This window comes from Streptomyces sp. NRRL S-378 (genome assembly GCF_000720645.1).
Taxonomy (GTDB): domain Bacteria; phylum Actinomycetota; class Actinomycetes; order Streptomycetales; family Streptomycetaceae; genus Streptomyces.
Genome location: NZ_JOBX01000012.1, coordinates 33,602 through 48,072 on the forward strand (window position 1 = coordinate 33,602; position 14,471 = coordinate 48,072).

Genomic DNA, 14,471 nt, shown 5'->3' on the forward strand with positions numbered 1-14,471 from the left:
CCCGTCGGTTATATACCCGCTCCGGGCGTGCTGACCCTTCCCGCCGCTTCAGTGCGCCGACGGGGAGAGGTGGTACACGGCGAAGGCGCGGTCGATGACGGGCATGGCGACGTTGCGCACGCGCACCCCGCCGCCGGTCATCCCGTGCTCGGTGCCCAGGTGCGCGTGCCCGTGGACCGCGAGGTCCGCACCGGCCCCGTCGATGGCCTCCGCGAGCAGGTAGCTGCCGAGGAAGGGGTAGATCTCGGGCGGCTCGCCCGCCAGGGTGTCCGGCACCGGTGAGAAGTGGGTGAGGGCCACCCGCAGGCCGCTGCCCCGGGCGTCCAGCTCGCGCAGACCGCGGCCGAGCCCGTCAGCGCATGCCCTGGAATAGCGGATGAAGGCCTTCATCTCCGGCTCGCCGAACTCCGTGGCGCTGCGCCCTGCGAACCCGCCGCCGAAGCCCTTCGTGCCGGCGACGCCCACCGTGACGCCCCCGATGTCGAACGTGACGCTCTCGCCCTCCAGGACGTGGACGCCTCCGTCGGCCAGTTCACGCGTGACGAGGTCCGGCTGATCGCTCTGGTAGTCGTGGTTGCCGAGGACGGCGACCACGGGGACGGGCAGTCCGGCGACCTCCCGCGCCACCACCCGGGCCTCCTCGCGGGTGCCGTGCCGGGTCAGGTCACCGGCCAGCAGCAGCAGGTCCGCGCAGTCGCCGAGCGTGTCGAAGGCCGGCCTCAGGGTGCCCGCGCTGTCGGGGCCGAGATGGATGTCCCCGACGGCCGCGATGCGGATCACGACAGCACCTCCGCCCCTCCGGGCGGCCCGGCCCGGTGCACGGTCAGGTCCTCGTGCCAGGGCACACCCTCCAGCTCGTCGGCGGCGATCCGCAGCACGGCCGCCCGGGAGCTGTCGTCGGTGACGACGCCCCAGACCATCACCGACGCGCCGCGGGCCTCCACGCGCACGCCCAGCTCGGCGATGTCCTCCCGCGCCAGGCGGTCGCGCAGGTGCTCGACGCGGTAGTCGAGGTTCTCCATGGAAGTCATGAGATCCCCTTCGCCCGGTCGATGACCCGGAGCCGGTCGAGCAGGTACAGGAAGGCGTCCGGCAGCGGGGCGTCCCGGTGCACCCGGTCCAGCCGCACCCAGTCGATCTGCTCGCGCAGCATCCGGGCCATCGGCAGCAGGTCGCCCAGGTCGCAGTAGTGCTCGGACAGGGCGGCGAGCCGGCTGTCCATCAGGTCGGTGGGGGAGAGGACCGGCATCCACACCGAGTCCACCGACTTCACGCTCGCCCGCTCCAGCAGCTCCATGCTGACCGGCCTGCGGGCCAGCTCGAAGATGAGGTCGACCTCTTCCCCTCCCATACGGCCTTTGACCAGCCAGTCCTCCGCCGCCCGGCGCATCTCGATGCCGCCGTCCTCCAAGGCCTTGATCGCCGCCTCGGCGTCCTCGCGCCGCATGCAGAAGTCCGTGTCGTGCTGGAAGCGGGCCGGGACGCCGTGGGCGAAGGCGGCCACGCTGCCGGCGAGCGCGAACGGCTGTCCGGACTGCTTCAGCAGCGCCGCTACGTGTTTGGTGACCTCGAGGATCGCCTGGGTGTGGTCCTTGGGCAGCTGGCCGTTGGTCATGCTGGGCGGGCGCAGGGCCTCCGGGGGAGGAGCCCCGCCGGCGGTGTCGGCAGGATGCTTGTTCACGGGGGACCTCGCTCGTTCGGGACCGGGCGTGCCGGGCGGGGGAGCCGCGCTGACGGCAGGCTTTTAACCCGTCGGGCGCCGCCGAAACCAGTGGGCCGGGCGCGGCCCGGCACGGCCGGGGTGCGTGCAGGGCCGGACGAGTGACCGGGGGCTCCCGGGGTAGGCGCCGGACGAGCCGGGGCCTACGGGCGTTCCCCCACACGGTCCGGGCCCACCGACCCACCGACCCGCATGGAGGCGAAAGGATGAACCGCGCCGCTCTGTTCGACGTCGACGGAACCCTCGCCGACACCAACCATCTGCACGTCACGTGCTGGTGGGAAGCGCTGCGGCAGGCAGGCCACGCCGTGGCGATGCATGACATCCACCGCGCCATCGGGCTGCCGGGCGAGGACCTCCTCGGCCACCTCCTGGGGGAGGGCCGCGACACGAGCGGGGACGAGCGCCTCACCGCGGCGCACGACACGCTGTACGCCACCTACTTCGACCGGCTGCCCGCCCTGGACCGCGCCGCCGAGCTGCTGCGCGAGCTCGACCACAGGGGCTGGCGGGTCGTCCTGGTGACATCCGCGAGCGACGCCGAGCTCACCGCGCTGCGGCGGGCCGTCGGCGCCGACGACGCGATCACCGCGACCGCGAGCGCCGACGATGTCGGCGAGGGCAAGCCGGCCCCGGACCCCGTGCACCACGCCCTGGAACTCGCCGGTGCGACCGCGCGCGACTCCGTCTTCGTCGGCGACACCGTGTGGGACATGACGGCCGCCACGAGGGCCGGAGTCGTCTGCGTCGGACTGCTCAGCGGCGGGATCCCCCGGCGGGACCTGGAGGACGCGGGAGCCCGCGCCGTCTACCGGCACCCGGCCGACCTTCTGGCCGGCCTCGACGACAGTCCCTTCGCCGACGCGGGCGGGGAAGCTGGAAGCACTACTCGGGCACGTGCGTCAGGGGCCACCGGGCCCGCCGCACACGAACACAAGGAGACGGCATGTCCGACGCCACCGCCGAGCGGGACGCCGAGCGGGACGACGCACGGGACGAGAGCGAGAAGGAACGCGCAGACCGGCAGTGGCAGGAGCTGATCCAGGAGATACGCGTCGCCCAGACGGGCGTACAGATCCTCTTCGGTTTCCTGCTGACCGTGGTCTTCACCCCGCTCTTCCACGACCTTCCCCAGACCGACAAGACGATCTACATCGTCACCATCGTCCTCGGCTCCCTGGCGACCGGGGCCCTGATCGGCCCCGTCGCCTTCCACCGCGTCGTCTCGGGGCGACAGATCAAGCCCGAGGCCGTGGCCTGGGCCTCGCGGCTCACCTTCGCCGGCCTCGTCCTGCTGTTGGCCACCTGCACCGCGGCGCTCTTCCTCGTGCTGCGGGTGGCCACCCACGACGCCCTCGTGCCGTGGTTGGTGGCGGGAGTCGTGGCCTGGTACCTCCTGTGCTGGTTCGTCCTGCCGCTGTGGGCGCGCGTCCGCTACACGGTCGAGAAGTGAAGGCTTCCGGTCCCGGGCGGCCGACCCGACGTCGTCAATCGGCCACACCCGAAGCTTCGACGGGAAAATCCTTGACCTCGCACTAGGCTGGTGGGTTGTTCGGCTACAGACCGGGACAAACAGGGTGAATCCGGTCTCCACCGATGAACCGGACCAATTGCCGGAACGACACGCGAGGGCCGATGCCAGCCACACCCGATCGCACTGAAGTCGCTCTTCTCGACGACCGCGGCACCCGCGGCGCCCCGGACGGAGGAACAGGGACGCACGAGGAGACCGGCAAAGCCGCCCGTTTCCGCGCCGGACCCGCCGCCCGGCCCCGCACCCTCCTCGACATCCTCGAGGAGTCCGTACGGGCTTACCCCGACGAGCCGGCCCTCGACGACGGCACCACCCGACTCACCTACCGCGCCCTGGCCGCCGAGGTCGACCGCGGCCGCCGCGCCCTCGCCGCCGCCGGGGTCGCAGCCGGGCACCGGGTCGGCGTCCGCGTCCCGTCCGGAACCAACGAGCTGTACGTGGCGATCCTGGCCGTCCTCGCGGCCGGCGCCGCGTACGTGCCCGTCGACGCGGAGGACCCCGACGAACGGGCCGACCTGGTCTTCGGCGAGGCCGGAGTACGGGCGGTCGTGGGCGGCGGCCTGCGCATCGACCCCGTGGACCTCGTCGACGCCATCGACGCTGGCGGCGCCGGCGGCGTCACCGGTACGTCCGGCCCCGGCGGTGGTGACCGCTCCGCGCGTCCCGGCCCCGAGGACGACGCGTGGATCATCTTCACCTCCGGCTCCACGGGCAGGCCCAAGGGCGTCGCCGTCACCCACCGCAGTGCCGCCGCCTTCGTCGACGCCGAGGCCGCGCTCTTCCTCGCCGAGGAGCCGATCGGGCCCGGCGACCGGGTCATGGCCGGCCTGTCCGTCGCCTTCGACGCCTCCTGCGAGGAGATGTGGCTGGCCTGGCGGTACGGAGCGTGCCTGGTGCCCGTTCCGCGCAGCCAGGTCCGCAGCGGCGCCGACCTCGGCCCCTGGCTGGTGGAACAGGAGATCACCGTGGTCTCCACGGTCCCGACCCTGGCCGCACTCTGGGAGCCCGAGGCCCTCGGGGAGGTCCGGCTGCTCATCTTCGGCGGCGAGGCCTGCCCGCCCGAACTGACCCAGCGCCTGGTCACCGAGGGCCGCGAGGTCTGGAACACCTACGGCCCCACCGAAGCCACCGTCGTGGCCTGCGCCGCACTCCTGACCGGCGAGGAACCCATCCGCATCGGCCTCCCGCTGAACGGCTGGGAACTCGCCGTCGTCGACGGAGCCGGAGACCCGGTCCCGATGGGCGGCAGCGGCGAACTCGTCATCGGCGGCGTCGGCCTGGCCCGCTACCTCGACCCCGCGAAGGACGCCGAGAAGTACGCCCCCCTCCCGTCCCTCGGCTGGCAGCGGGCCTACCGCAGCGGCGACCTCGTCCGCGCGGAACCGGAAGGGCTCGTCTTCCTCGGCCGCGCCGACGAGCAGATCAAACTCGGCGGCCGCCGCATCGAACTCGGCGAGGTCGACGCCGCCCTCCAGGCCCTGCCCCACGTGGCGGGCGCCGCAGCCGCCGTCCGCACCGCGCGCAGCGGCAACCAGCTGCTCGTCGGCTACCTGGTCACCCAGGACGGCTGGGACCGCGCGGCAGCCGTCGAACGCCTGCGCGCCGAGCTGCCCGCGGCCCTCGTACCGCTCCTCGCACCCGTCGCCGAGCTGCCCACCCGCACCTCCGGCAAGGTGGACCGCGACGCCCTGCCCTGGCCGCTGCCCGACCTGGAGACCACCGGTCCCGCGGAAGAACTCCACGGCACCGAGGCCTGGCTCGCCGAGCAGTGGCGCGAAACCCTCGGCGCGGCCGTCACCAGCGCCTCCGACGACTTCTTCGCGATCGGCGGCAACAGCATCGCCGCCGCGCAGCTCACCACCCGGCTGCGCACCCGCTACCCGAGCGCCGCCGTCCTCGACATCTACCAGCAGCCCACCCTGCGCAAGCTGGCCCGCCGTCTGGAGAAGTCCGCACCGGACGGCGGCGCGTCCCGCCCCGTGGCGCCCGTTCCCCTCCGCTCCCAGGCCCTCCACGCGCTCCTGCTGCTCCCGCTGCTCACCGTGCTCGGCCTGCGCTGGACGGTCGCCCTCCTGGCCCTGGGCAACGTACTGCACCGGTTCGGGCCCTACCCCTGGGCGCCGACCGCCTCCTGGTGGCTCGTCGCCGCCGGAGCCGTCCTGCTCTTCAGCCCCCCGGGGCGCCTGGCCATCGCCGCCGGCGGCGCGCGCCTGCTCCTGCGCGGGGTGAAACCCGGACGGCACGCCCGGGGCGGCAGCGTCCACCTCAGGCTCTGGACCGCCGAGCGGCTGGCCGAATACGCGGGCGCCACCTCCCTGACCGGCTCCTGGCTCGAACGCTACGCCCGGGCCCTCGGCGCCAAGGTCGGCCCCGAGGTCGACCTGCACGCACTGCCCCCCGTCACCGGCATGCTCAAGCTCGGCCGCGGCTGCGCCGTCGAGTCCGAGGTCGACCTGTCCGGGCACTGGCTGGACGGCGACCAGCTGGAGATCGGCCCCGTCAGGATCGGCGCGGGAGCGGTCGTCGGCACCCGCAGCATGCTCTTCCCCGGGGCACGGATCGGCAAGCGGGCCGAGGTGGCCCCCGGCTCCGCCGTGGTCGGGACCGTCCCGACCGGCCAGCGCTGGGCCGGCGCCCCCGCCGTCAAACTCGGCAGGGCCAAGCGGAACTGGCCCGAGGAACGCCCCCCGCGCGCGGTCCACTGGCGGGCCATGTACGGCACCACCGGCTTCGGCCTCACGATGCTGCCCGTCCTCGCCACCGTGCCCGCCCTGCTCGTGCTGAGCCGGTTCGTCCCCGCGGACGCCGGGCTCGGCGGGGCCCTGCGCGGAGCACTGGTCGCCGTGGTGCCCGCGGCCCTCGCCTTCGGCCTCGCCTACGCGCTGCTCCTGCTGGCCGCCGTACGCCTGCTGAGCCTCGGCCTGCGGGCCGGCAACCATCCGACGCACAGCCGCACCGGCTGGCAGGCCTGGACGGTCACCCAGCTGATGGACCGGGCCCGGGAGACCCTCTTCCCGCTCTACGCCGGGCTGATCACCCCGGTCTGGCTGCGGCTGCTCGGCATGAAGATCGGCCGGGGGGCCGAGGTGTCCACCGTACTGGCGCTGCCGAGCCTGACCACCGTGGGCGAAGGCGCCTTCCTCGCCGACGACACCCTGACCGCTCCCTTCGAGCTGGGCGGCGGCTGGGTGCGCATCGGACACTCCGCGATCGGCCGCAGGGCCTTCCTCGGCAACTCCGGCATGGCCGCACCGGGCCGCACCGTGCCCGACGACGGGCTGGTCGGCGTCCTGTCGGCCGCGCCGAAGAAGGCCAAGAAGGGCAGCTCGTACCTGGGCCTGCCACCGGTCAAGCTGCCCCGGTCCAGCGCCGACGCCGACCGGAGCCGGACCTACGACCCGCCCGCACGCCTGCTGTGGGCGCGCGGCCTGGTGGAGCTGTGCCGGCTCGTCCCCGTCTTCTGCTCGGCGGCCCTGGCCGTGCTGACCGTGGCGGCCCTGTGCGCGCTGACCGCGTGGAGCGGTCTGGGCGTCTGGGGCACCGCACTGCTGTCCGGAGCGGTCCTGCTGGCCGCCGGTGCGGCCGCGTGCTGTGTCGCGGTCACCGCGAAGTGGGTCCTGGTGGGCCGGCACCGGCCCGGCGAGCACCCGCTGTGGAGCGGCTTCGTATGGCGCAACGAACTCGCCGACACCTTCGTCGAGGTCCTGGCCGTGCCCTGGCTGGCCGGATCGGTGCCCGGGACTCCGCTGATGGCCCTGTGGCTGCGCGGGCTCGGTGCCCGCATCGGCCGCGGCGTGTGGTGCGAGAGCTACTGGCTGCCGGAGACCGACCTGGTCACGCTGGGCGACGGCGTCAGCGTGAACCGCGGCTGTGTGTTGCAGACGCACCTCTTCCACGACCGGATCTTGAGGACGGATACTGTGATCCTCCGTGAGGGCGCCACCCTGGGCCCGGGCGGAATCGTCCTGCCCGGGAGCACGGTCGGGGCGCGCAGCACCCTGGGCCCCGCCTCCCTCGTGATGGCTGGGGAGTCCGTGCCCGCCGACACCCGCTGGCTGGGCAACCCGATCGAGGCGTGGCGGTCCTGAGGGGCGGTGGCGCCGGCCGGGACGGAAGCGGCAGCGGGCACGGCAGGGGCACACCAGCACGTCGTACGAGCACGGCGCAGGGAGCGGAAGCGGCAGTGAGCGGCCAGACCACAGCGGTATCGGACCCGTACTTTCCGGCCAACGGCGACGCCCGTTACCGCGTGCACCGGTACGAGATCGCCCTGGACTACCGTCCCGGCCCGAACCGGCTGGCCGGGACCGGCCGCCTCAGCGCGATTGCCGGACGGGCCCCCCTCACCGAGTTCCACCTCAACCTGGCCGATTTCAAGATAGGCCGTGTCCTGGTCAACGGGCGGGCCCCGCAGTACACCCACCGCGGCGGCAGGCTGCGCATCCGGCCGGCGAAGCCACTGCCCGCCGGGGCCGCCTTCACCGTCGACGTGACCTGGTCGGGCAACCCCAAGCCGGTGCGCAGCCCCTGGGGCGGCCTCGGCTGGGAGGAACTGACCGACGGCGCGCTCGTGGCCAGCCAGCCGGTCGGGGCCCCCTCCTGGTACCCGTGCAACGACCGCCCCGCCGACAAGGCCTCGTACCAGATCTCCGTCAACACGCCGTCCGCCTACACGGTCGTGGCCGGCGGCCGGCTGCTCACCAGGACCACCAGGGCCAGCACCACCACCTGGGTCTACGAGCAGCCCGCGCCGACCTCCAGCTATCTGGTCGGCCTGTCCATCGGCATGTACCAGACCGTGCTGCTGGGCGACCCCGGGCTCGGCGGCGTGACGCAGAGCGCCCACGTGCCCGCCCACCTGCTGTCGCGCTTCGCCCGGGACTTCGCCCGGCAGCCCGCCATGATGCAGCTCTTCGAGGAGCTCTTCGGGCCGTATCCCTTCGGTGAATACGCTGTCGTCGTCGCCGACGAGGAGCTCGACGTGCCGGTGGAGGCGCAGGGCCTCTCCCTCTTCGGGGCCAACCACGTCGACGGCGTACGCGGGTCGGAGCGCCTGATCGCCCACGAGCTCGCGCACCAGTGGTTCGGCAACAGCGTGACCATCGCCGACTGGCGCCACATCTGGCTCAACGAGGGCTTCGCGAAGTACTCCGAATGGCTCTGGTCGGAGCGTTCCGGCGGCCGGACCGCCCACGAGCAGGCGGCCGCCGCGCACCGGTCGCTGACCGCGCGGCCGCAGGACCTGCGCCTGGTCGACCCCGGCCGGAAACTGATGTTCGACGACCGCCTGTACCAGCGCGGCGGCCTCGCCGTGCACGCCCTCCGCCGCGCGCTGGGGGAGGAGGACTTCTTCCGCATGCTGCGTGACTGGGCCACCGTGCACCGCCACGGGGTCGTGAGCACCGCAGCGTTCACGGCCCATGCCGCCCGCTACACGGCCGATCCGCTGGACGACCTGTATTCGGCCTGGCTGTACGAGACAGCCCTGCCACCCCTGCCCGTGTAGTTTCCGGACGGGTTGCTCTCCTGCACGTCCACCTCTCCTTGGTGATCGCGCAGGTCGGAGCCCTGCCCGCAGCGGCCGGAAGTGGGCGGGTAGGGCGGGGGCCGCTCTTGCCGGGGGACTATGCGGCTGCCAGCATTCCAGCGCGCGCCCCGCGGAGGTACCGGAACGGAGCAGATCCCGGCACCTCCCCGGCACCTCCCACGCCATGGTTCCGTCCGGTGAACAACGAGCCAGGAGTGCATCCCGTGATCCGATCGAAACTGCGTACGCTGCTGCTCGGTGGCGGCAGTGCGGCCGTCATGCTGGCCACCGCCCTCGTCCCCGCCACCGCGTCCGCCTCACCCGCGGCCGGGTCACCGGCTGCGGCCGCCGCCGGCTTCTGGTCCTGCACCGTGCCGCCCGGCTACACCTATTCCTCGACCCAGAACACGCTGTCCTGCGGGGGCAGCGGCTTCCGCACCTACTACTTCGTCCAGCCGCCCTCCGACGGGCTGTGGGCCTGCACCGTGTCCGACGGGTTCACCTACTCCTCCACCCAGAACACGCTCGACTGCTCGACCGGTGGCGGCTTCCGCACCAAGTACCTGCTGCGCACGCCCCAGACCGGCCTGTGGGCGTGCACCGTACCCTCCGGCTTCACCTACACCAGTACGCAGAGCACGCTCGACTGTTCGACCAGCGGCGGCTTCCGCACCAAGTACCTCCTGCGGGCCTTCTGACCTTTCCTTCCCGCTGCCTGCCGGAGCGCGACACGCGCTCCGGCAGGCTCGGCGCTACGGGGTTCAGGGGGACTCCGGGGCCGGAGCCGACGTCGGCGGGGCGGTGGAGCTCCCCGGATCCAGGCAGGTCAGGGACATCACCACCGGAGCCTGGACGCCCTGCGCGGCCTCCTGGGCCGGGCGGCTCGCCAGGACGGTCCAGTTGCCCTTGGTGAGGGTCAGCGTTCCGCCGCCCAGGTCGGGTCCTGCCTGCCAGCCGTGTTCGGAGCGGGCGCGTGCGAAGGCCGCCTCGAGGGCGGAGCCCGCTGTCTCCGGGGCGTGCCGGCCCATCAGCCGTTCGCTGCACCGGCCCGGGCCGTCCGAGGGCTGCCTGGCCACCGTGATGCCCTCCGCGGCCAGGACCGACGTCATCTCCGACACCACCGCGTCGGCGGGCAGGGCAGGACCCGAGAAGCGCGGGGGCAGCGGGCCGAGGTCCTGCAGCGCGGTGCCGCAGCCGGTGGCCGTCGCCGTCATCAAGGCCACCGGCACCAGGGAGGCCAGGGCTGCGCGCCCTCGTTGCCGTCGCACGATGGTGTCCTCCGTCCCGGTTCGCCTGTGTGGACGGCCCAGTCTGCCATGGTGCCGATCTTGACGAGCGACCGGTCACGGGCGCGTCGGGACAGCCCTCAGCTCTGCTGCGTCCAGCGCTGCGACGCCTCACCACCGCACGTCTTCGTGACCAGGCCGCTGCTCATGCCGAGGTCGAGGCAGCCGCCGCCGAGGTCGCTGCGGAGGCTGCCGCCCGGACCCGTGCGCCAGACCCGTCCGATGTCCTGGGCGCAGTCGCCGACGAAGACGGCCTGGCCGAGCCCGTTGGAGTAGAGGCAGCTTCCGCTCTGCTGGTTGACCAGCCTGAAGCTCCCGTCCGGCCGGCTCCGCACGGTCCAGCGGGCGGACCCGTCGGCGCAGTCGCCGAAGTCGGAGGCCCCGAAGACCTGGGTGATGCACTTGCTGTTGTTGCCGTTGCGGTAGCGGTGGGTGCCGGACGCGGGCACCGAGGGCGGCTGGGCGGGGGCCGTGGTGGGCGCCGTGGACGTCCCCCCGGCGGACGGGCGTGAGCCGCCGCCGTTCCCGCCCGCGTTCGCCGGGCTCCCCGCGCCGCCCGAGCCGGGCTGGGCGCCGCCGCCCGCAACGGTGCCCGGGCCGGGTCCCCCTCCTGCGCCGCCGACCGCCGAGCCGGGGGCGCCGCCCGTGGCGCCCTGTGCCTGACCCGGGTCCTGTGCCGACGGCTGCGCGGGCGGCGCCGTGCCGGAGGGGCTCCCGGCGGCCGCCGCCGTCGGGTCCGCGGGGGCCGTCACCGGGGCCGCCGGGGTGTTCTGCGCCTCGGCGCGCGGCGAGGAGAGGTGCGGCAGGTACTGGATGGCGAGCGTGGTACCGCCCGAGACCACGACGACGGGAAGGACCGCGAGGAGGACCCGGGTACGGCGGCGCCGCTCACGCGGCGCACGTTCCTCGGAGCCGTCCGGGTGGGACCCGGCGGCGGGCGCGGGCCCGGGTGCCTCCGGCTCCTTCGCCGGCTCCTGCGCGGGCTCCTCCTGCTCCCCGGGGTCGGGCCGTCCGCCGCCGAGCGGGAGCGTGGGTACGTCCACGTCCTGCACGTCCGCGGCGAAGGCGGCCCGTTCGGTGAGGCGCTCGTCGACGGCCGGCGGCCACAGGGGCTGGGTGAACGGGCCCTTCCGGGAGGCGTGGGCGAGGAGCTGCGTCGCCGTGGGGCGGTCGTCCGGATCCTTGGCGAGGCAGGCCGCGACGAGCTCGGCGAGCTCCGGGTCCAGGTCCCGCAACGGCTCCAGACCGGGCTCCTCGTGGACGATGCGGTACAGCACGCCGTGCCCCGACTCCTCCCCGAAGGGCGGCCGGCCGCACGCCGCGTACGCGAGTACCGAACCCAGCGCGAACACGTCGGTGGCGCCGCTCGGGTCGCGCTTGCCCGAGGCCTGTTCGGGGGCCATGTAGGCGGGAGTGCCCACGACCATGCCGGTCCTGGTCAGCCGGCTCTGTTCGGCGGCCCGTGCGACGCCGAAGTCGATGAGGGTCAGCCCGTCCAGGGTCAGCATGACGTTCGAGGGCTTGAGGTCGCGGTGCACCATGTCCAGCGCGTGCACCGCGGCCAGGCCGGCGGCCGCCTCCCGCAGCAGCAGCCACAGCGCGTCCGTCGGCAGCGGGCCGCCGTGCAGGGAGACGGCCTCCCGCAGCGTGAGACCGGGGACGTACGCGGTGGCGAACCACGGAGGCCTTGCCGTGCGGTCTCCGGCGATCAGCGCCGCGGTCGCGTCGGCGGGCAGCCGCGCGAGATTGTCCAGCTCGTGCCCGAAGCGGCGCAGGAAGTCCTGGTCCTCGCCGACGACGGAGGCCAGCAGCTGTTTGACGGCGACGTACCGGCCCTCCAGGACGCCGAGGTACACCCGTCCCATGCCGCCGGCGCCGAGCCGGCCCGCCAGCGGGATCGGTCCGATCCGGCGCGGATCCTCCGCCTCCAGAGGCTCGGCCCCGCTCCCCGTCAGCTCCAACACGTCGCCCGCCCCGCTCGAACTGAAACATTTTCCAGAAAGGTATCCCGATGATCCCGTACGGGCAACGCGCCTGGTAGGCAAGCGAGTTGATGCCGTGCGCCCCCGTCGTCCGGCCCGGCGGCCGATCTTCCGGGAGGGAGGGGTGCCGCCGCCCCGCCGCCCTGCGCGGGCCCACGGCCATGGACACCTCGGCGCGGCGGCCGCCGCCCGCGTACGGGCCGGCCCCGGATCGTGAGAACCGTTACATTCATCCCTCAATTGCCCCTTTTGGGGGAATCATGAATCCCGGATCTGTCGTCTATGTGCCGCATGAGCGGCCCGCGCCGCCCGGGGACGGTCGGCGCCACTGGGAGTGACATGGGACGCGTGCGCGGCTGGACGGGCAACCGGCGGATGGCCCTGCCGATGGTGGCGGGCGGAGCCGTCGTCCTCGGGCTGGGCGGCCTCTACGTCACCGGACTCGTGGCCGGCGGCGACGTCGACCAGGGCACGCGCGTGCGCGGTGTGGACATCGGCGGCCTGCCCGTCGCGCAGGCCCGGCGGGTACTGGACCGGGAGCTCGGTCCCACCGCCGCCGCACCCGTGGCCATGAAGATCGGCGACCACGTGGAGAAGGCCGATCCCGCGACGCTCGGGCTCTCGCTGGACACCGCCGCGACCGTCGACCGCGCCGTGCGCAGGGGCTACGACCCCGTCACCGTCATCGGCGGCCTCTTCGCCTCCGACCGGCGCGACGTCGAACCCGTGGTCCGTGCCGACGAGCAGAAGGGCCGGGCCGCAGTTGACCGCATCGCCGGGACCACCGCCCGCGCACCCCGGGACGGCGCCATCGCCTTCGAGAAGGGCGCGGCCAAGGCCGTCGCCCCCCTCACGGGGGTCACCCTCGTCCGGGACCGGGCCCTCGACACGCTCCGTGACGCATACCTGCGGACGGACACCGCCCCGGTCGTGCTGCCCGTCGAGCGCACCGAGCCGGCCGTAGGCGCCGAGGAGACCGGACGGGCCCTGAAGCAGTTCGCCCAGCCCGCCATGTCCGGGCCCGTCGCGCTCACCGTCGCCGGGAAGAGCGTGTCCATCACACCCGCCGTGCTGGGCGAGCACCTGAAGATGCGGCCCGACGCCCAGGGCCGTCTCGTACCCGCCCTCGACTCCAAAGGCCTGCTGGCCGAGCCCGCCGTGGCCCGTCCCGTCGAGGAGGTCAGCCGTCCCGCGCTCGACGCCGCCCCCCGTGTCGGCCCCGACGGCACCGTGGTCATGGCCCAGCAGAGCCGTGCGGGACGCAAGGTGACCGAGGAGGCGCTCGGCAAGGCCGTGCTGCCGCTGCTGACCCGCACGGGCGCCGCCCGCAGCGGCGAGGTCGCCACCGTGGCCGTCCAGCCGGAGCTCACGAGCGAGGAGGCGCGACGGATCGGCATCAAGGAGAAGATCTCCTCCTTCACCGTCGAGTTCCCGGCCGCCCCGTACCGCAGCACCAACATCGGCCGCGCCGTGGAGCTCATCAACGGCTCCGTGGTCCTGCCGGGACGGGAGTGGAGCTTCAACCGCACGGTCGGTGAGCGCACCAAGGAGAACGGATTCGTCGACGGGATCATGATCAATGACGGTCAGTACGTGAAGTCGCCCGGCGGCGGCGTCTCCGCGGTCGCCACGACCATGTACAACGCGGTCTTCTTCGCCGGCCTCAAGCCGGTCGAGCACGGTGCCCACTCCTTCTACATCGAGCGCTATCCCGAGGGCCGCGAGGCCACCGTCGCCTGGGGCACCCTCGACCTGCGCTGGATCAACGACTCCGGGCATGCCGTCTACGTACAGGCCGAATCCACCAACACCTCGCTGACCATCACTCTCCTCGGCACCAGGAAGTACGACGAGATACGTGCGACCAAGGGGCCGCGCACCAACGTCACACCGCCCGCGAAGCGCACCGGCAGCGGGCCGACCTGCGAGGTCCAGACCCCGCTCGAAGGCTTCGACGTGACGGTCGGCCGCGTCTTCGTCCAGGGCGGCAAGGAAGTGCGCAACGAGGAGTTCAAGACCCACTACACCCCGCGCGACGAGGTCGTCTGTACCTCGGAGGCCCCCGAGGGAGGCGCGACCCCGGCCCCGACGGCGACCCCGGCCCCGACGGCGACCCCGGCCCCGACGGCGCCCGTGGCGCCGGCGAGTCCGGCGGCCCCCGGGACCGCCCGGACGGCGCAGGCCGCGCCCGCCCCTGCCGGAGCCCCCGCCGACGGCGCCGGCGCCGCCGCCGCACCCCGCTCGTCCTGAGGGACAGTGCGGGACGAGGTGTGACACTCCCGGCGCGCATTGTGCATGCCGGGAGCCATGGAGGCCCGGAAGTGCTACAACTGGGTTCGTGACCATTCCTTGCCACCCGTGCCGGGCACGTCGGTGCGGTCACCTCTAGGCAACCGATTCAGAAGCGTCGCCGGCCAGGTAT

General features: G+C 73.6%; 10 protein-coding genes and 1 pseudogene. 6 read left to right on the forward strand and 5 right to left on the reverse strand.

Features of this window, described 5'->3' with window-relative positions; all coding sequences use genetic code 11:
• Positions 1–48 precede the first annotated feature (48 nt).
• The 3 genes from IH80_RS0111510 to IH80_RS0111520 are packed head-to-tail and all read right to left on the reverse strand — an operon-like array spanning position 49 to position 1,681.
• Positions 49–780, reverse strand: a complete 732-nt coding sequence (locus IH80_RS0111510; protein WP_030959795.1) for a metallophosphoesterase family protein — start codon at positions 778–780, stop codon at positions 49–51.
• Positions 777–1,031, reverse strand: coding sequence for a hypothetical protein (locus IH80_RS0111515; RefSeq protein WP_030959796.1), 255 nt, complete (start codon positions 1,029–1,031; stop codon positions 777–779). Before IH80_RS0111515 ends, IH80_RS0111510 begins: the two co-directional genes overlap by 4 nt.
• Positions 1,028–1,681, reverse strand: coding sequence for a nucleotidyltransferase family protein (locus tag IH80_RS0111520; protein ID WP_051809119.1), 654 nt, complete (start codon positions 1,679–1,681; stop codon positions 1,028–1,030). Before IH80_RS0111520 ends, IH80_RS0111515 begins: the two co-directional genes overlap by 4 nt.
• A 245-nt stretch (positions 1,682–1,926) precedes the next feature.
• On the opposite strand from IH80_RS0111520, the pseudogene IH80_RS0111525 reads away from it, so the two are divergent.
• The 5 genes and pseudogenes from IH80_RS0111525 to IH80_RS0111545 all read left to right on the forward strand — a co-directional run.
• Positions 1,927–2,580, forward strand: a pseudogene (locus tag IH80_RS0111525) (HAD family hydrolase); the annotation flags it as partial.
• 86 nt (positions 2,581–2,666) lie between these two features.
• Positions 2,667–3,173 carry a DUF6328 family protein gene (locus IH80_RS0111530; RefSeq protein WP_030959801.1) on the forward strand — a complete coding sequence of 169 codons (507 nt, stop codon included), beginning with the start codon at positions 2,667–2,669 and terminating at the stop codon, positions 3,171–3,173.
• Between the two features lie 182 nt (positions 3,174–3,355).
• Positions 3,356–7,342, forward strand: coding sequence for a Pls/PosA family non-ribosomal peptide synthetase (locus IH80_RS0111535; protein ID WP_030959802.1), 3,987 nt, complete (start codon positions 3,356–3,358; stop codon positions 7,340–7,342).
• Positions 7,343–7,437: 95 nt separating this feature from the next.
• On the forward strand, positions 7,438–8,760 hold the full coding sequence (locus tag IH80_RS0111540; protein ID WP_030959803.1) for a M1 family metallopeptidase: 1,323 nt from the start codon (positions 7,438–7,440) through the stop codon (positions 8,758–8,760).
• Between the two features lie 245 nt (positions 8,761–9,005).
• Positions 9,006–9,479 (forward strand): hypothetical protein, encoded by a 474-nt coding sequence (locus IH80_RS0111545; RefSeq protein WP_037879622.1) that lies wholly within the window; start codon positions 9,006–9,008, stop codon positions 9,477–9,479.
• Positions 9,480–9,542: 63 nt separating this feature from the next.
• Here IH80_RS0111545 and IH80_RS0111550 read toward each other — a convergent pair whose 3' ends face one another.
• Positions 9,543–10,049, reverse strand: coding sequence for a hypothetical protein (locus IH80_RS0111550; protein WP_234432206.1), 507 nt, complete (start codon positions 10,047–10,049; stop codon positions 9,543–9,545).
• A 98-nt stretch (positions 10,050–10,147) separates the two neighbouring features.
• Positions 10,148–12,031 (reverse strand): serine/threonine protein kinase, encoded by a 1,884-nt coding sequence (locus tag IH80_RS0111555; protein ID WP_030959809.1) that lies wholly within the window; start codon positions 12,029–12,031, stop codon positions 10,148–10,150.
• A 357-nt stretch (positions 12,032–12,388) separates the two neighbouring features.
• Here IH80_RS0111555 and IH80_RS0111560 point away from each other — a divergent pair, with 357 nt between their 5' ends.
• Positions 12,389–14,299, forward strand: a complete 1,911-nt coding sequence (locus IH80_RS0111560; protein ID WP_078906448.1) for a VanW family protein — start codon at positions 12,389–12,391, stop codon at positions 14,297–14,299.
• The last annotated feature ends 172 nt before the right edge of the window (positions 14,300–14,471 follow it).

Bases quoted from the DNA above. Each gene is read 5' to 3' on its own strand.
- IH80_RS0111515 (WP_030959796.1), bottom strand. From the start codon at position 1,031: ATGACTTCCATGGAGAACCTCGACTACCGCGTCGAGCACCTGCGCGAC.
- IH80_RS0111530 (WP_030959801.1), top strand. From the start codon at position 2,667: ATGTCCGACGCCACCGCCGAGCGGGACGCCGAGCGGGACGACGCACGG.
- IH80_RS0111535 (WP_030959802.1), top strand. From the start codon at position 3,356: ATGCCAGCCACACCCGATCGCACTGAAGTCGCTCTTCTCGACGACCGC.
- IH80_RS0111560 (WP_078906448.1), top strand. From the start codon at position 12,389: ATGGGACGCGTGCGCGGCTGGACGGGCAACCGGCGGATGGCCCTGCCG.